Raw genomic sequence first — 16,309 nt, 5'->3', positions numbered from 1 at the left:
CATGATGATTAGTTGAATCGCGACCACGAAGAAGGTGCGCTCCCTCTCCCGCCCGGGGGAGGCATAGGCGGCCCATGCCCGCCGTCCTTAGTTTAAGAACGCCGATGCGGAGCATCGGCTATGGGCGGGGGTGCCTCCGCGGGCGATACTGCCCGAGTGGAGAGAGCCCCACCCGGCGTTTCGCGCCGACCTCCCTCGCAAGCGGGAGAGGTGAAGCGCGTCTGCGGCAATCGATCTAACCAAAAATCATCATGCTTAGGTTCAGGCAATTTCGTATACCTCTCCCCGCGAAATTATCCGGGCGGCATTCGCTCGAACTTCTGCAACGAGGAATCCATTATGTCCCAGGCATGGCCGCGGATGCCGTACGTGATCAGTTGCGGATTGAATTGGCTTGGGTCGTCCAGGCTGGTCGCGTGGACCGCTATCGGCTCCGGCTTGGCGACGAATGTCAGGTAAACCGGCGTTCCACAGGTCGGGCAGAAGGCGTGGACCTTTTCATTCCCATTGTCGTCCGCCACCCGCCATTCTTTCGCTTCGCCGGTAATTGTCACATCGGCTCGCCGGGGGAAGACCAGGTAGGATCCATGGCCCGTGCCGCTTCGTTTCTGGCAATCGCGGCATTGGCAGTGGCTCTCGACGAGAGGTGCGCTGCTCGTCTCAAAACGGATCGCGCCGCACGCACACCCGCCGATAAAGGGCTTGGTCATGGCATTCTCCTTCTGATTGACCTGCAAGAGATCAGGCCGATTTCGGCTTGGCGAAGACGTCGAGGCCGTGGCCGGTTTCCAGCAAGGATTTCAGGCTGGCGAGCACGACCGGCCAACCTTTCTTGATGCCGTTCGCCATCCCGCTGCCGGCTGCGAGTTCGTCATGTGTGACCGTCAGCCGGACCATGTCCTCGTATTCCTCGGTCTCGAACGTCACCCGGCTGTAGGCGGAAGGATCGGAGGCCTGCGACGCATTCGCCCAGGTGATGACGAGACGGGTTGGTGGCGAGACCTCAACGACCTTGCCGACCAGTTCGACGGTCCGTTGATCATTGGCGCGGACGTGCTCCCATTTCGATCCGGGATTCCAGTCAGAGACGTTCTCGTGGCCCCAGTATCGCCTTGCGATGTCCGGTTTCGTGATGGCCTCGAACACCTTTTCCGGCGTCGAGCGAATATAGGTCACGTAGACAAAGCTGGTCGTCTCTTTGGTCATTGTCATTCTCCTTCGAGTTCTTTCTTCAGATCGTGCAGCAGGCTGAGCCGCTGTCGTTCGAATTTCCGCACCCACCGCTCGTAGACCTCATGAAGCGGCACCGGGTTGATGAAGTGCAACTTTTCCCGGCCGCGCCTGACCGTGCTCACCAGATTGGCCGCCTCCAGGATTTCGAGGTGCTGCGTGGCGGATTGCCGGGCCATGTCCAGGTTTTCGCAAAGCTGGCCGAGCGTCTGCCCGTTCTTTTCACAGAGAAGATCAAGCAGCTTTCTGCGTGTCGGGTCGCCCAGCGCTTTGAAAACCTTGTCGGCCTGCATCGATCTCACTCTATGAAGAACATAATATGCAGGTAAATACCTGCATGTCAAGCAAGAGGCAAACCCGTCATCAACTCATTCGTCACCTTGCTGTGATTAGGGAAGGACGATCAGAACTATTGATCGGCGGACGTGGTGTCCGTGCGCTGACGCGATCGCGCTTCTGCCGCCTGGATCGCGCGCCAGATGCGCGAAGGCGTTGCGGGCATGTCGAGATGACGCACGCCGAGCGGCGCCAGCGCGTTCATCACGGCGTTCATGATGGTGGCGGGTGCTGCGATGGCGCCGGCCTGACCGCTTCCCTTGACGCCGAGCCGGTTGGCACGGCTTGGAAAATCAGGCGTGAGATCGCCCTCGAACGCGGGAAGATCGCCTGCGCGGGGCAGCGCATAATCCATCAGCGAGCCCGAGAGAATCTGTCCTGTCTCCGCGTCGAACAGTGCGTGCTCGAACAACGCCTGCCCAATGCCTTGCGCCACGCCGCCATGCACCTGCCCCAGCGTCTGTCGGCGATCGAGCAGGCGGCCGTAATCATCAAAGATGACGTAGCGGTCGAGCCTCACCTCGCCCGTCTCAGGGTCGATCTCGACTTCCGCGACATGGCAGCCGTTGGGAAACGTATAGCGGTCGCACAGATGGGTCGCCCTGTGCGCCAGGCCGGGTGCGAGATCCTCGCCGGCTAGCTGATAGGAAGCGCGCGCCACCTCATCGAGGCCGATCTCCTGCCCGGTCGCAGCCACGCGCAGCATGCCTGCTTCGTACTGAACCGCATCCACGCCGGCCTGCAGCAGGCGAGCAGCGAGCCGCCGCGCATTTTCGATCAGACCTTCCGCCGCCATCAACAGCGCGGTGCCGCCCTGGTGCATGGAGCGCGCGCCGCCATGGCCGCCGCCGGAATCGAGATCGTCCGTATCGCCCTGCCGAAACCGGAAGCGCTCCAGCGGCAGGCCGAGCGCGTCGGCTGCGATCCGGGCGTAGGTGGTCTCATGGCCCTGGCCGTTGGAGTGCGTGCCGACCTTCAGGTCGATCAGGCCATCGTCACCGAACTGCACTTCCGCCACTTCGTTGGGCTGGCCGCGCGCTGTCTCGAGAAAGCAGGCAAGCCCGAGGCCGCGCAGCCGGCCCAGCTTGCGTGATCTTTTCTGGCGCGCCTTGAAACCCTCAGCGGAAGCGGCGGCGTGATCGATCGCGTGGGCAAAGCTGCCCTGCTCGACCGAAAGCCCCATCGCGCTGCTGTAAGGGAAGCGACGCATGATGTTCTTGCGCCGCAGCTTCAGCGCATCCATTCCGAGCTGGTGGGCTGCAATATCGATGCAGCGCTCGATCAGATAGTTCGCCTCCGGCTTGCCGGCGCCGCGATAGGCATCGACCGGCGTCGTATTGGTGAACACGCCCTTGGTCTCGAATGCGATCAGCGGAATGTCGTAGACGCCGCCCATCGCGCTTGCCATCGCCATGGTGGGCACGGCCGGCGCCACCGTCGAGACATAGGCGCCGAGATTGGCGAACACCCTGGTGTCGAGCGCGAGGAAGCGGCCATCGCGATCGAGCGCCAGGCGTGCCCTAATGATGCTGTCGCGGCCATGCGCGGAGCCGGTAAAGTCCTCGCTGCGATCGCCGATCCACGTGACGGGACGGCCGAGGCGGCGCGCCGCCCACAGCACCAGCACCCATTCCGGATAGAGCACGTTCTTCATCCCGAAGCCGCCGCCGACATCGGGAATGCTGACGCGGAGTTTTTCCCGGCCGATACAAAAGACGCCGTCGGCGAGCAGGTCGCGGATGGCGTGGGCGCCGGCGGCCGAGGCGATCAGGTGCAGGCGGCCGCTCGCCGCATCGAGCTGCCCTATCGCGCCGCGTGTCTCCAGCGGCGCGGCGACGACGCGGTTGTTGACCAGCTCGCATTGCACGACGTGCGCGGCGTCGCGGATCGCCGCTTCCACCGGGCCGACCTCGCCGCGGTTGAACTGGAACGCGATGTTGCCGGTAGCCTCCGGCCAGATCGAGGGGGCATCAGGCAGAATCGCCGCTGCGATCGAGACCACCGGTGGCAGCGGCTCATAGTCGACGACGACGGCCTCGGCGGCATCGCGCGCGGCTTCGACTGTTTCCGCGACCACGAACGCGACCGGCTCGCCGACATGGCGCACCACGCCGCGCGCCAGCGCGTGATAGAGCGGCACCACGAGCGGCGTGGTCATCGGGATACTGGTCACCGCGCACGGCAACGGGCCGATGTCGTCGGATGCCAATTCGGCCCCCGTGAGCACGGCCGCGACGCCGGGCATCCTGCGCGCCGCCTCGATGCCGATCGCGGTGATGCGTGCATGCGCGTGCGGCGAGCGAACGACGACGCCATGAAGCGCGTCTGGCGCCGCGAGATCGGCGACGTAGCGCCCGCGCCCCTGCACGAAGCGCGCGTCTTCAAGGCGGTCGAGGCTACGCCCCAATAACGGTTCGGTCATGGGGAGCTGTATGGAACCGGTCGACGGAAAAGGCAATCGCTAGCCCGCGACAGAACCCGCATCTACCGCGGATTGCACGTGCACTGGGTGCCCGCCTATGCAGCTCGCCGGCACTAGGCAGACTTGCAGCGCGACAACTCCTGCAGCGCACGCTGGGCAACGGATTTCAATCCGTCCAGGGTATCGTTGCCCCGTCTGGCAGCTTTAATGAGTCGACTGGCGATGTGCTTGCCAGAGCGTGGTCCGCCAGGCGGCACACCTCTTCCAAGACGACGTCCGTTTGCGGCCGTTTCGCTGATCCAGCTTGATCATCCTGTACATCATTCGACGGATTCTACTCGCACAATCGCCCGGTCGACTTTGACATCAATGCTGTCCGTCTTCCCTGAGCTTCGCGTTTGCGACCTCGCTCACCAATCGCGCGCTCGACCTCGCCGGCCAGAACGGCCAGGTGATCGGCCAATCTTGCGAACAACTCACGTTTATGAGGATTGGTCGCCAGCTTGCTGATCAATGCGCAATCCTCCGCATCGGTGCGCAGCCTTTCGAGTTGCGCCTCCATGTCATTCATGACGTGATTCCTCCCCTCGAAGCGGGCTTACGGCGCTCGCAACCGGCGACCAAGCCATTCGATCACACGGGACGCAGCTTCGATTTGACGGACTTTTCGCACCAGGCACTCTCGTTAGAGGATTGGCAAAAGCGCAACTGGCGTTCTCATCACCGATACCTGCCGTGGAATGACGGTGACACTCAAAGCGTGCGGCTGATGCAGCCAAGTCGCCATAACAAAAGTCATGAGATGATCGATTTATTGCTGCGCGGCAGGAGGGGCTTGGTTCAAAAGCTGGGCGACGGCGGTCGCGATCTGCGCGGGAGCAAAGGGCTTGTTCAAGAGGATGCTGTCAGGCACCCCGTTTGATGCCCACTGATCGGCGGCCGCGCCGGTGATGTAGATAACCGGCATCTGCGGATGCACCTCTCTGGCGCGCTTGGCCACTTCCCAGCCGTTGAACCGGCCTGTGAGATTGATATCTGTCACCAAGGCGCGGTACTCGTCCTGTCGATCTTGCAGAAGCGTGACCGCCTCCTCGCCGGTGGCCGCAATCGCCACATCAAAACCACCGTCCGAAAGAGCCTCCTCGATTACACCTTGGATCGACTGATCGTCCTCGACGACCAGGACCACGATCGGTTCGTTCCTCACGCCCGTCTCCCGCGCGCCACACGCCGTTGGGGCGCTAAGCAGGACTAAGAACGCGCAATCGGTTTCGGTTCCTACAGGAGCTCGGAGCTGAACTTAAGTCTGATCAGCCACGGCCCAATGCAAGCAATTGAGGGCGCGGCACCGTACCACAGGAACCGGCGGTCCCCTCACGCGTCAGATATGCTTCCGGTTTATCCCCCGTCATCGGAAGCATGGAATGTGGCATAGACGCTCTCCCCCGGGCGCTGGGGCCGTTGCGTTCCACGAGCCGATGTGGTCGGCGCCTTGTCATACGATCGAGAGCATGCACAACCTCATCTCGATCGAGAACGGCTAGCAGCCGCTGTATCGTACTCGTTGCGTCCGAGGGCGACTCCGGCGCGATGTATCCTCCAAGGATGCGCCGGGCATCTTCAGTTGCCCTCAGTACGACGTCTTCATCCGGGGTGTTCATGTTATGCGCCTCAGCGAGCGCCGACTCAAACCGGGAGGATGAACTTCGTTCCTGCGCTGCTCGTTCGCAATCGGAAAATTGCCGCCGCAGGTTAGGCAGTCCAACGGGCAAAGATGGCGATGTCTGATGCGTCACCATGGAAGGATCTTGCACCGACTGCGAGCGGGTATGGGTGAGAAACTGTTGCGCGGCGATAGCGCGGAGATGTCGCACCATGAGGATGACCCCACCCTGGGGCCGTTCTCGAAACCGTACCGACCGGCGGCTCTGGTCGACACAGACTGCTAACGGCCTGTAGGCAAGCTCATTCCTATTTGCCAATTGTGCACTAGTGCACCGACAGCGGCGGTAAGGAAGCGTAAGCTGTTGCACATCACCGCAAGGTACTAGGCAGTTATCGATGACGAGAACGCCGGTTGCGCTCCCGCCTTCCCTGCAAGGAAAGGAACAGCGCATGCAACGGCGCCGCCGATTCAAACAAACGACATCACTGGCCGAGCGATTGACCGAAGAGGCGAAACGCCTTCGAAAGGAAGCGCGAAGCTCCCCGCCGGGGCTCGCGCGGGAGCGACTAATCCGGAGAGCCAGGCAGGCTGAAACAGCCGTACACATTCAGGAGTGGCTTACATCGGCAGGACTGCGACCGCCAACCTAAGCCGGAAGAACGCCTAGATTGAGCAGATCAACCTGGAACAGACGGGTCCCACTTAGGTTGTTGTGCACGCCGAGCGACTCGGAGCAGCGGCCGTCGAAGACCTTGCTTATGCCTCGCCTCTCGAGCGCTCTCGGCAATCGCGCGTTCGACCTCGCTGGCGAGCACGTTGAGATGAGCTGCAATCTTTTCGAATAGCTCGCGCTTGCGTGGATTACCGGCAAGTTTGTTGATCAACGCGCAATCCTCCGCCTCGACGCGCAGCTTTTCCAGCTGTGGGGGCATGGCGGCTCCCCGTTTATTGCCGAGTGGAGCTTAGGTCCGGCCGTGAAACCGGTCAGGAAAAAACGGCAAAGTGCTAAATCATCGGTTTCAAGGTGATTGGATCCGTGTTCCGAGATCGAATCCGGGATTTCAGGAACATTGGCTGTTGGCCGAAATTGATCCTTCTCCACGCGGAGGATCATGAGATGTTCTCGATTTCATCTGGCGAACGAACGACTGCTAAACTCGCAGCCACGCTGGCCGCCCTCGCCCTCTTCCCGGGCGAACTCGCGGCGCAAGGACAGCCTGTCGAAACTGCCTCCCATCTTCCAGTGGCACTGTGGTTCATCGGTGCGGGTGTGCTTGGTCTGGTGCTGGCCTACGGCATCATGCGCAACAGACGCAGGACTCGCGCTGAAAAACAGATCACCGAACAGGCAACGAAAGACCTTTACGCGCGGGAGAACCGTGGCCCTTAACTGACCGCTTCTGATTCAAAGTGAGATTTCTCGCGCTGCGGTCTACGAGCAGGGGTGCGGCTGAAGCCGCCCCAATGTCGAGGCACAAATCAGAACGACCCTAAAGGGCCTGTTCAACTAATCTAGCGATAGCCCCTGCACTTCACTTCTTCTTTGTATTCGCCGTTGCGCTCCCACTTGCGCTCGATCTTGCAGGGGCCTCGGTAGAACTCCTGTTTGTAATCGCGGTCGTAATTGTAGGCGCGGTAACCGGCACGATCATGCCTCCAGCGGCCATTGCCGCTCTCGTCTTTCCATGGATCTGCAAGAGCCGGCCCGACCAACGTCGCGAGCACAGCCATTGCCCGCGATAGCGCATTTCATTAGAAACGCCTCCTACATAGCGAAAAGGCCCGGCCGGTTTCCCGGCGCAGGCCGCCGCAATCCGCTACTGTACTACACGAAGAAAATAATAGCCGAGACCACCGACTACGATGACGGTGGGGACGGCCCAGAGCAGTAGTACTGGCATGATCTCCTCCTCCTTCTAACCTGCATAAACAGACGAAGGAACGAGAAGGTTCCGGAACCGAGACTTTGGTTCTTGCGCAATTCGTCTGCCCTTAGTCCCGCCGTTCCGGACGAAGCGCATTCTTTTGCTCCTCAAGTTTCCAGATGACGGCGGCCGTCATGCGCGCGTCGCTTCGACGCGAAATCCTCCGCATCGACGCGCAGCTTTTTCAGCTGCCTGCCCACGCAGATAGCTTTCCGTTTATTGCCAATGAGATTTGTTGCGGCTCTGGAACTAGAAGGAAAAAGTAGCAATTTGAAATGAACCAACAGTTCTAGATCGATTTGAATTCATTGCGGCGTGGAGTTTTATTGTGGCGTTTCAGCGTAAGAAGCCGGCGGCGGGGACCAAGGCGCCCTATCCGGGTTTCATCGAACCCGCGCTAGCCGCTTCGATCGAGAGAGTGCCGGGCGGCGATCGCTGGATTCACGAGATCAAGTTCGACGGTTACAGGGTACAGGTTCATCTCGCCAACGGCACCGTCAAAATTTTCACCCGCCGCGGCAACGACTGGACCCGGCGATTGCGCAAGATCGCCGACGACGCCTGGCATGTCGTCGCCGGCAGTGCGATCCTCGACGGCGAGGTCGTCGTTCCCTCCAAGGACGGCACGACCGATTTTTCCGTGCTGCAGAACGAACTGAAGGGGAAATCCGACCGGATTGTGCTGGTTGCCTTCGACCTGCTTTATCTGAACGGCAACGATCTGCGGACGCTGCCGCTGCACGAGCGCAAGGCGCTGCTGAGAAAGACCATCGACGGCACCGACGTCCAGTTCAGCGAAAGTTTTGAGATCGACGGCAGCGAGATGTACGCGCACGCCTGCAAAGTCGGGCTCGAAGGCGTCGTCTCCAAGGTGCGCGACAGCCGCTATGTCTCCGGGCGCATCAGGGATTGGGTCAAGAAGACCTGCGCGCAACGCGAGACGCTGACCATTGCGGGTTTTGCGCTTGACGGCAAGGATTGGGACGGCATCTATCTCGGCCGCCGCACCGGTAGCGACCTGATTTATGCCGGCAAGTGCGACCGCGGGTTCGACAAGGCGTCGGCCGGCGAATTGCGCAAGCGTCTGACGCCGCTGATCCGCGAGCGCCAGCCCTACACCAAGAGGATCGCGCATAAGGGCATCTGGGTAGAACCAGAGCTGCTGGTGGAGATCGAATACCGAGCCAAATCGGCCGAGGGCAAAGTCCGGCATCCATTCTTCAAGGGCCTGCGCGAGGACCTGTGATGCCCAAGGACGCCTTCGATCAATGGTGGGAGTGGGTCGAGAAACCACCTGACAGCAAGCTCACAATCCCGGCTGCGATCCACGAGCCCATCATGCGGCTCGCGCCGGACGAGCGGCGCGATCGTGACAAGGTCAACGAGGCGGTACGGCAATGGCAGAGAGATGAAAATTCCTAAGCCATAACCAGCGCGACCTCGACGGCGTTACATGAGCTGGAACTGTGCAAATGACCTATCGGACGAGAAGCCGCCGCGGCGCAACGTGCGCCACGAGATCGCAGATCGTCGCCTTACGCCGTCGCCGAGTGCTCCGCGCCCTGCAGCCTGCGCTTGCGCCAGACCGAGCCCACCAAAAGCACCACGGCGATGCCGATGAGTAAGGATCACCTCGCCGCCATGGCCGCCATTGGCGAACTGCGGCGCCATGCCGATCGATTTGAGGACCCCATCGAGGCCGACACCGACCGGACCGTTGAAGAATGCGTGCAGAGACGGTTGCAGCGCCGGGTCGGTTGCCATCACCTCGCCTGCGACCCAGCCCAGCAAGCCTGCGCCGGCCCACACCAGAGCGGGAAAACGCGTCAGCAACGCGGATCAGCGCAGCGCCTGCGATGATCAGGGGAACGCTGATGGCAAGCCCGATGACGAGCAGCGGGATGCTGCCATTGGCGGCCGCGGCGACCGCGATGACGTTGTCGAGGCTCATGACGATGTCGGCGATCGCCACGATCTGCACCGCTGCCCATAGATGCGCAGCCGCGTCGACGTCGCCCTCGTCTTCGTGTTCGGGCACCAGAAGCATCGCCGCGATAAAGAGCAGCGCCAGACCGCCAACCAGCTTGAGGAATGGCAGCCCCATCAGCGTCACGACGATGCCGGTGAAGATGATGCGCAGCAGCACGGCGACGCCGGCGGCAAGGATCATGCCCCAGAACCGCTAGCGCGGCGGCAGCCCGCGGCACGCCATCGCGATGACAAGCGCGTTGTCACCCGACAGCGGGATGTTGATCCACATGATCTTGCCGAGCGCGACCCAGAAGGCGGGTTGCTGCATCTCGGCCTGGAACTGGGTGAAGAATGCCGAGATCGTCGCAGGATCGAAGATTTGCAGGAGCCAGTGCACAGCGTTTCCCGCCAGGCCTCTTCAGCCGTTGCGCACGGCTACCACGGCCGCTCTTCCAATCGATTATCCGACGATTTCGTTACCGGAAAAGAACTGCGCGATTTCGATCGCGGCGGTCTCCGGCGCGTCCGAACCATGCACCGAGTTCTCGCCGATCGACTTCGCATGGACCTTGCGGATCGTACCCTCCGCCGCCTTCGACGGATCGGTGGCCCCCATGACGTCGCGGTATTTGGCAATAGCGCCCTCGCCTTCCAGCACCTGCACGACGACCGGGCCGGAGGTCATGAAGTCGACCAGTTCGCCGAAGAATGGACGCGCCTTGTGAACGGCATAGAAGGTTTCCGCCTGTTCGCGGGTCATGCGAATGCGTTTCTGGGCGACGATCCGCAAGCCGGCCTTCTCGATCAACGCGTTGACGGCGCCGGTCAAATTGCGCGCGGTCGCGTCCGGCTTGATGATCGAGAAAGTGCGTTCAATCGCCATTGTTTACGTCCTTGCAAAACACGCTGATTGGAGGGTTGCGGGGGCTTATATCGGCGTCACCTCGCGACGGCAAGCGACCCGTGACGCGCCTGCCACCCCTTTTGAGCATCCTTTTGTGCGGCACGTCACCCCTTAGGGGCGAAGATTACCGCAATTTCAGGGAGGTGAACCCACTCTGTAACCTGCGTCACGCCGCCATTCAGCTTCGCAGTCGTAGATTTTCCGACGATCGGACACCGGGCGCACATCCGCGAGGCCCGGGGCGTTACGGGAGGCGATCTCACCGATGGCGCGCATTTTCGCGCCTGAATCTTGAGGAGACGATCATGTTACGTAAACTCTCGCTCGTTGCAGTGGCCGCGGCTTCGCTGGGCGCGGCCGCGCTGGCGCCGACATCGGCCTCGGCCGGCGGCTGGCGTCACGGCTGGCACCATCATCATCACCATCACGGCTGGCATCACCGCCATCACGGCTGGGGCCCGCGCGTCGTCATCGGCGGCCCGGCCTATTTCGGTGGCTATGGCGGCTGTTACGTGCGGCGTCTGGTTCCGACTCCTTGGGGCCCGCGCTGGCGGCTGGTGAACCGCTGCTACTGAGCTGATTGAGCTTCTCCCTGACTGACGCCCCGGCCGCCGCGCCGGGGCTTTTTGTGCGGAAGCGAACAGCCAGCCGCGATTCGACCACCTGCACGCGAAGGCATGGGGCTCTGCACGGGAAACAAATTTCGCGGTTGTGACTTGATCCTTCATGAATGTTATCACCCAAGCCTTGCGAACGCCGCGAGGTGGAACTCGCGAAGAGACCGCCGATGGATGGCCGAACCATCAGAGATTTCGAACAACTCGATCATAGGACATGTGTGTCGATCTGCGACGCCATCGGCGAACGGCTTCAGCAAAACTTCCGTCCTGAAACTGAACTGCCACCGCGTCTACGAGAACTCGTCGACGAGTTGCGCCGCCGCGACAGCGAGCTGCATTGAGGGCCGCTGGATAGCTGATTTTACCGATAAATGGGTTGCGTTTGACACCGGCTCCGGTGACAACGCCGCATGCTTTCCATCACAGACATTTCGATCCGGATTGCCGGGCGGCTCCTGATCGACAACAGCACGGTGCAGATCGTGCCCGGTGCTCGCGTCGGCTTCGTCGGGCGCAACGGCGTCGGCAAATCGACGCTGTTTCATGCGATCCGGGGCGACCTGCCGACCGAGTCCGGCAGCATTAAGCTACCGCCGCGCTGGCGCGTCGGCAGCCTGGCGCAGGAGGCGCCGGACGGCCCGGAGAGTCTCATCAATGTCGTACTGAGGGCCGATCTGGAGCGTGACGCGCTGCTCCGTGAGGCCGAAACCGCCACCAATCCGCATCGCATCGCCGAAATCCAGACCCGGCTGGTCGACATCGACGCGCACTCCGCGCCGGCGCGCGCCGCGGCAATCCTGAGCGGCCTCGGATTTTCCGCCGCGGACCAGGCGCGGCCGTGCTCGGAATTCTCCGGGGGCTGGCGCATGCGGGTGGCGTTGGCGGCGACGCTGTTCTCGGCGCCGGATTTGCTGCTGTTGGACGAACCGACCAACTATCTCGACCTCGAAGGAACGCTGTGGCTAGAAGACCATCTTGCGAACTATCCACGCACCGTCATCGTCATCAGCCACGACCGTGACCTGCTCGACACCTCGGTCGACCAGATCCTGCACCTCGATCGCGGCAAACTGACCCTCTACAAGGGGACCTATTCCTCCTTCGAGGAACAGCGCGCCATGCGCGAAATGCTGGATGCCAAGCACGCCAAGCGCCAGGCCGACGAGCGCAAGCGGCTGCAGGCCTTCGTCGATCGCTTCAAGGCAAAAGCCTCGAAAGCCCGACAGGCGCAATCCCGCGTCAAGATGCTGGAACGGATGAAGCCGGTTACCGCGCTGGTGACCCAGGATGTGCGCGAAATCACGTTCCCGACGCCGGAGAAGATGCTGTCGCCGCCGATCATCGCCGTCGACGAAGTCTCGGTCGGCTACGACCCGAAAAAGCCGGTGCTCAGCCGCGTCACGCTGCGCATCGACACCGATGACCGCATCGCCCTGCTCGGCTCCAACGGCAATGGCAAGTCGACGCTGGTCAAGCTATTGGCGGGCAAGCTGCAACCCTTCTCCGGCCGGATCACACGGGCGGAAAAGCTCTCGGTCGGTTATTTCGCGCAGCATCAGGTCGACGAGCTCAACCTTGATGCGTCGCCCTACGATCATGTCCGCAGGCTGATGCCCGATGCGCCGGAAACCAAGGTGCGCGCGCGCACCGGCGCGATCGGATTTTCCGGAAAGGCCGGCGACACCTTGGTCAAGAGCCTTTCGGGCGGCGAGAAGGCGCGGCTGTTGCTCGGGCTCGCCACCTTCTTCGGCCCGAACATGATCATCCTCGACGAGCCGACCAACCACCTCGACATCGATAGCCGCGCGGCGCTGGCCGAAGCGATCAACGATTTTCCCGGCGCCGTCATCATGGTCTCGCACGACCGCTATTTGATCGAATCCTGCGCCGATCAATTGTGGGTCGTCGCCAATCAGACGGTGACAACCTATGACGGCGACCTCGACGATTACAGGCGAATGGTATTGTCGATCGGGGATAAGCGCGAGCGCGGCAGCGAGCGTGTCAAGGAAAGCGTGAAGCCCGAGCGCGCCAGGAGCGAAAGGCGAACGCCGCTGAAGCAGCGGATCGTCGAAGCCGAGGCCGAAATCGAGCGCATCAGCGGCATCATCGCCAAGATCGACGCTGCGCTTGCCCTGCCGGATCTGTTCACGCGCGATCCCAAGCAGGCCGCCCAGCTCAGCAAGGCGCGCGCCGGTGCCGAAAGCGCGCTGCGGCGGGCCGAGGAAGATTGGCTGGAGGCCAGTTCGGAATTTGACGAAGCGGCAGGCTAGCTAAAACGGATCGTCGTCGGCGAATTTACGCAGCCGGCTTCTTCTTCGGCTTTGCGCCTCTTGCCGGCGCCGCCGGCTCCGGTGCACGCTCGATTGACGTCAGGCGTCCGGCGGTGAAGGTGTAGATGCCGGCCCGCTGGCCGCGCGAATAGTTGACGACCGCCACGCGGTCGCCGCGCGGGTTGTTGGAAAGGCTGACATTGTCGGGCGCACCGATGCCGCGCACGACGTCGCATTCGGTATGGCCCAGCGCCACCGTTCCAGTCGTCGATGGAGGCGGGTTACCTGCAGCGCCATTCGCCAGCGCATTGGCGTCGGTGCCCGGTCCCGCCATGCCCGGACAAGCGCCGTCGGCACTGACGAGTTCATCCGGCGTGACCGGTTTGGTCGGGGTGAGCGGAGGCGTTTCGATCGAGACGTTGCGGATGAACACGCGTCCGGACCGCGAAAACCAGTCCGCATCCTTCGACAGCAGGTCTGTACCCGAGCAGCCCGCAAGCGCAGGTCCGAGCAGCAATAACGTCAGCAGTGGCTTTCGATCAATTGTTCCGCGTCGCACGCTAAACCCCAGGCCCCCACCCTTACTGTAACCATTTGTCCGACCATCACTTTGCGGCACGACCATGGCTACCCGCAAGGTCCAGCGCAGAAACCGCTGATTATCATTAATTCCTGTGGATCGCTATTGCCGCCGCTGCCACCGGCCCCGCTCGTCGGCCTGCCAGTAGGTCACCTCGAATCCCCGCGCCTTGCAATCGGCCCAGGCCCCACGCGCAGCCGTCAGCGCATCGGCATCGTCACCGTTGAAGACCAGCACCACCCGCTCGTAGCTGTCGCAGTCGGCCGGCAACGCCGCGTTGTCGATCAGGAACCTGACATTGGCCCCGTTCGGATTGCTCTCCTCGATCGAGAGAATGATGGGCTGGTCCTGGGCATCGCCGGCGCGCCATGTGGCATGCGGCAGGAACGAATCGTCGCTGTAGGTCCACAAATGCGCATCGAGCGCCTCGGTCCGCTCCGGCGAAGTCGATTGCACGACCACGCGCCAGCCGCGCTCGAGCGATTTTTCCAACAGCGGCGGCAATACGCTTTCGAGCGACATGGCCTGCAAATGGTAGAACAGGACTTCCGTCATCGCCTGCAACCGAACTATTTGGTGGCTTCGTAATATTCCGCGACCAGCCGGTCCAGCAGACGAACGCCGTAGCCGGATCCCCAACTGTGGTTGATGTCGGTTTTCGGCGCGCCCATCGCGGTCCCCGCAACGTCGAGATGCGCCCACGGCGTGTTGTCGACGAATCGCTGCAGGAACTGTGCGGCGGTGATCGAGCCGCCGTGGCGCCCGCCGGTGTTCTTCATGTCGGCAAACTGCGAATCGATCAGCTTGTCGTATTCAGGACCGAGCGGCATGCGCCAGACCCGCTCGCCGGTTTCATTTCCGATCTTGCTCAGCCTATCAGCCAGTTCGTCATTGTTGGAAAACATGCCGGAATACTCGGTTCCGAGCGCGACCATGATCGCGCCGGTGAGCGTTGCGAGATCGACCATGAATTTGGGTTTGAACTTCTTCGCCACGTGCCAGAGCACGTCGGCCAGCACGAGTCGGCCTTCGGCATCAGTGTTGATGATTTCGATGGTCTGCCCCGACATCGAGGTGACGATATCGCCGGGACGCTGGGCGTTACCGTCGGGCATGTTCTCGACGAGGCCGATGGCACCGACCGCGTTGACCTTCGCTTTGCGCGCCGCGAGCGCATGCATCAGCCCGACCACGCAGGCCGCGCCTCCCATGTCGCCCTTCATGTCCTCCATGCTGGCGGCGCCCTTGATGGAGATGCCGCCGGTATCGAAGCAGACGCCCTTGCCGACGAAAGCAACGGGCTGATCGCCCTTCTTGCCGCCGTTCCAGCGCATGATCACGGTGCGGCCGGGCTGGGCCGAGCCCTGTGCGACGCCGAGCAAGGCGCCCATGCCGAGCTTCTTCATCGCCTTGACGTCGAGCACTTCGACATCGACACCAAGCTTCTTGAGCTGGCTCGCACGGCGCGCGAATTCCACGGGGTAGAGTACGTTCGGCGGCTCGTTGACGAGTTCGCGCGCAATGATCACGCCGTCGACGACATGGGACGCGGGCGCAAGCGCCTTTCGCGCGGCGGCGACATCGTCAACGGCAATCGAAACGTCGGCGCGCAGCGCACCGTTCTCGCCGTCCTTCTTCTTGGTCTTGTAACGATCGAACTTATAGGCGCGCAACCGAATGCCCGACGCGATCGCGGCGACCGAATCGGGCTGCATCGCCCCCTCCGGCAATTCGGCGATCACGGTGACCGCTGTGCTGGCGGTGTTGAGCTGGCCCGCCGTCACCCCGCCGAACTTGAGAAAATCCTTCTCCTTGATATCCGCCGTCTTGCCGACACCGACAACGATCAGGCGCTCTGCCTTGATTCCATCCGGCGCCGGAATGTCGAGCGTCGATCCGCTCTTGCCCTTGAACTGATTGGCCGCCGCCGCCCGCTTGACCGTATCGGCCGCCTTCCCCAGCGCCTTCCGCGTCACCTCTCCGAACTTCAATGCCTCGTCGCAAAACACCACGAGAACGGCGCGGGGGACAGCGGAAAAAGCGACAAAGCCGACCTTGACGGCGTCGGTCATAGGTAAATCCTCCAGAATTCAGGGCTGTCTTGCGCGGCCGGAATCGGTCCGCATTATGGAATGTTCTCTTCGGTAACGGCCCAAATCGTTCAGGACCTGATGTTTTCGGCACTATGGCCTGTCTGCCGCACCACTGCCAAGCGCCGCAGTGGCTGGAACGCCACATGAGATGAATTCTTAACCGTATCGAGGGGGCGCCACGGCCCGGCCATTTTGTTGACGGATCAAAGGGATGGTAGTGAGAATGTAGATGGCTGACGATTGGCGGCCCGACCATGGGGAACCCTCAAACAGGGATTGGTCGGAAGCT

Annotated in this window: 17 protein-coding genes and 1 pseudogene; 6 read left to right on the top strand and 12 right to left on the bottom strand. The window is 62.1% G+C overall.

The window, feature by feature from the left end; all coding sequences use genetic code 11:
* Positions 1-293 precede the first annotated feature (293 nt).
* From CQ13_RS30145 to CQ13_RS30120, 6 genes are all read right to left on the bottom strand, one after another.
* Complete coding sequence (locus CQ13_RS30145) at positions 294-710, bottom strand: GFA family protein (protein ID WP_057846541.1); 417 nt, start codon at positions 708-710, stop codon at positions 294-296.
* A 31-nt stretch (positions 711-741) separates the two neighbouring features.
* Positions 742-1,206, bottom strand: coding sequence for an SRPBCC family protein (locus CQ13_RS30140; RefSeq protein ID WP_057846444.1), 465 nt, complete (start codon positions 1,204-1,206; stop codon positions 742-744).
* Positions 1,207-1,208: 2 nt separating this feature from the next.
* Positions 1,209-1,523 (bottom strand): ArsR/SmtB family transcription factor, encoded by a 315-nt coding sequence (locus CQ13_RS30135; protein ID WP_028346460.1) that lies wholly within the window; start codon positions 1,521-1,523, stop codon positions 1,209-1,211.
* A 116-nt stretch (positions 1,524-1,639) separates the two neighbouring features.
* Entirely contained in the window at positions 1,640-3,988 is a 2,349-nt protein-coding gene (locus CQ13_RS30130) for a xanthine dehydrogenase family protein molybdopterin-binding subunit (protein WP_057846443.1), read from the bottom strand.
* Positions 3,989-4,322: 334 nt separating this feature from the next.
* Positions 4,323-4,559, bottom strand: a complete 237-nt coding sequence (locus CQ13_RS30125; RefSeq protein WP_057846442.1) for a hypothetical protein — start codon at positions 4,557-4,559, stop codon at positions 4,323-4,325.
* Between the two features lie 240 nt (positions 4,560-4,799).
* The gene (locus CQ13_RS30120; RefSeq protein ID WP_057846441.1) at positions 4,800-5,195 is read right to left on the bottom strand and encodes a response regulator; all 396 of its coding nucleotides are present in this window, start codon (positions 5,193-5,195) and stop codon (positions 4,800-4,802) included.
* A 1,576-nt stretch (positions 5,196-6,771) separates the two neighbouring features.
* Here CQ13_RS30120 and CQ13_RS30115 point away from each other — a divergent pair.
* Positions 6,772-7,044 (top strand): hypothetical protein, encoded by a 273-nt coding sequence (locus CQ13_RS30115; RefSeq protein WP_156433988.1) that lies wholly within the window; start codon positions 6,772-6,774, stop codon positions 7,042-7,044.
* Between the two features lie 122 nt (positions 7,045-7,166).
* On the opposite strand, the gene CQ13_RS30110 is transcribed toward CQ13_RS30115, so the two are convergent.
* Positions 7,167-7,385 (bottom strand): hypothetical protein, encoded by a 219-nt coding sequence (locus CQ13_RS30110; protein WP_057846439.1) that lies wholly within the window; start codon positions 7,383-7,385, stop codon positions 7,167-7,169.
* A gap of 522 nt (positions 7,386-7,907) precedes the next feature.
* Between CQ13_RS30110 and ligD the strand changes: the two genes are divergently transcribed.
* Together ligD and CQ13_RS44665 are read left to right on the top strand one after the other, a co-directional pair.
* Entirely contained in the window at positions 7,908-8,825 is a 918-nt protein-coding gene (gene ligD / locus CQ13_RS30105; RefSeq protein ID WP_057846438.1) for a non-homologous end-joining DNA ligase, read from the top strand.
* Entirely contained in the window at positions 8,825-9,001 is a 177-nt protein-coding gene (locus CQ13_RS44665) for a hypothetical protein (RefSeq protein ID WP_197427485.1), read from the top strand. The genes ligD and CQ13_RS44665 overlap by 1 nt, the downstream gene beginning before the upstream one ends.
* Positions 9,002-9,114: 113 nt before the next feature.
* Here the strand turns inward: CQ13_RS44665 and CQ13_RS30100 are convergent.
* Positions 9,115-9,947, bottom strand: a pseudogene (locus CQ13_RS30100) (YjbE family putative metal transport protein).
* Between the two features lie 63 nt (positions 9,948-10,010).
* A complete protein-coding gene (gene ndk, locus CQ13_RS30095) occupies positions 10,011-10,433 on the bottom strand; it encodes a nucleoside-diphosphate kinase (RefSeq protein ID WP_057846437.1) in 423 nt (140 codons plus the stop codon).
* 326 nt (positions 10,434-10,759) lie between these two features.
* On the opposite strand from ndk, the gene CQ13_RS30090 reads away from it, so the two are divergent.
* The 3 genes from CQ13_RS30090 to abc-f all read left to right on the top strand — a co-directional run bounded on the left by CQ13_RS30090 (position 10,760) and on the right by abc-f (position 13,347).
* Positions 10,760-11,029: a hypothetical protein gene (locus CQ13_RS30090; RefSeq protein WP_057846436.1), complete on the top strand. Its 270-nt coding sequence runs from the start codon at positions 10,760-10,762 to the stop codon at positions 11,027-11,029.
* A gap of 212 nt (positions 11,030-11,241) precedes the next feature.
* Entirely contained in the window at positions 11,242-11,415 is a 174-nt protein-coding gene (locus CQ13_RS44660; RefSeq protein ID WP_197427484.1) for a hypothetical protein, read from the top strand.
* Between the two features lie 69 nt (positions 11,416-11,484).
* Positions 11,485-13,347 carry a ribosomal protection-like ABC-F family protein gene (abc-f, locus tag CQ13_RS30080; RefSeq protein WP_057846434.1) on the top strand — a complete coding sequence of 621 codons (1,863 nt, stop codon included), beginning with the start codon at positions 11,485-11,487 and terminating at the stop codon, positions 13,345-13,347.
* 25 nt (positions 13,348-13,372) lie between these two features.
* Here the strand turns inward: abc-f and CQ13_RS30075 are convergent, their stop codons facing one another.
* The 3 genes from CQ13_RS30075 to CQ13_RS30065 form a co-directional block, all read right to left on the bottom strand.
* A complete protein-coding gene (locus CQ13_RS30075) occupies positions 13,373-13,906 on the bottom strand; it encodes a hypothetical protein (protein WP_082637716.1) in 534 nt (177 codons plus the stop codon).
* Positions 13,907-14,029: 123 nt separating this feature from the next.
* A complete protein-coding gene (locus CQ13_RS30070) occupies positions 14,030-14,482 on the bottom strand; it encodes a DNA polymerase III subunit chi (protein ID WP_028346466.1) in 453 nt (150 codons plus the stop codon).
* A gap of 14 nt (positions 14,483-14,496) precedes the next feature.
* A complete protein-coding gene (locus CQ13_RS30065) occupies positions 14,497-15,999 on the bottom strand; it encodes a leucyl aminopeptidase (protein WP_057846433.1) in 1,503 nt (500 codons plus the stop codon).
* Positions 16,000-16,309 lie beyond the last annotated feature (310 nt).

This window comes from Bradyrhizobium retamae (assembly GCF_001440415.1).
Classification (GTDB): Bacteria; Pseudomonadota; Alphaproteobacteria; order Rhizobiales; family Xanthobacteraceae; genus Bradyrhizobium; species Bradyrhizobium retamae.
Note: the sequence above shows the minus strand (reverse complement) of the source record. Positions and strands in the feature narration are given on the sequence as shown.

Excerpts from the sequence above, each read along its gene's own strand:
- CQ13_RS30070 (WP_028346466.1), bottom strand. The coding sequence starts at position 14,482 with ATGACGGAAGTCCTGTTCTACCATTTGCAGGCCATGTCGCTCGAAAGC.
- ndk (WP_057846437.1), bottom strand. The coding sequence starts at position 10,433 with ATGGCGATTGAACGCACTTTCTCGATCATCAAGCCGGACGCGACCGCG.
- abc-f (WP_057846434.1), top strand. The coding sequence starts at position 11,485 with ATGCTTTCCATCACAGACATTTCGATCCGGATTGCCGGGCGGCTCCTG.
- CQ13_RS30115 (WP_156433988.1), top strand. The coding sequence starts at position 6,772 with ATGTTCTCGATTTCATCTGGCGAACGAACGACTGCTAAACTCGCAGCC.
- CQ13_RS30110 (WP_057846439.1), bottom strand. The coding sequence starts at position 7,385 with ATGGCTGTGCTCGCGACGTTGGTCGGGCCGGCTCTTGCAGATCCATGG.
- CQ13_RS44660 (WP_197427484.1), top strand. The coding sequence starts at position 11,242 with ATGGATGGCCGAACCATCAGAGATTTCGAACAACTCGATCATAGGACA.
- CQ13_RS30125 (WP_057846442.1), bottom strand. The coding sequence starts at position 4,559 with ATGAATGACATGGAGGCGCAACTCGAAAGGCTGCGCACCGATGCGGAG.
- CQ13_RS30140 (WP_057846444.1), bottom strand. The coding sequence starts at position 1,206 with ATGACCAAAGAGACGACCAGCTTTGTCTACGTGACCTATATTCGCTCG.
- CQ13_RS30135 (WP_028346460.1), bottom strand. The coding sequence starts at position 1,523 with ATGCAGGCCGACAAGGTTTTCAAAGCGCTGGGCGACCCGACACGCAGA.
- CQ13_RS30145 (WP_057846541.1), bottom strand. The coding sequence starts at position 710 with ATGACCAAGCCCTTTATCGGCGGGTGTGCGTGCGGCGCGATCCGTTTT.
- CQ13_RS30130 (WP_057846443.1), bottom strand. The coding sequence starts at position 3,988 with ATGACCGAACCGTTATTGGGGCGTAGCCTCGACCGCCTTGAAGACGCG.
- CQ13_RS30090 (WP_057846436.1), top strand. The coding sequence starts at position 10,760 with ATGTTACGTAAACTCTCGCTCGTTGCAGTGGCCGCGGCTTCGCTGGGC.
- CQ13_RS30065 (WP_057846433.1), bottom strand. The coding sequence starts at position 15,999 with ATGACCGACGCCGTCAAGGTCGGCTTTGTCGCTTTTTCCGCTGTCCCC.
- CQ13_RS44665 (WP_197427485.1), top strand. The coding sequence starts at position 8,825 with ATGCCCAAGGACGCCTTCGATCAATGGTGGGAGTGGGTCGAGAAACCA.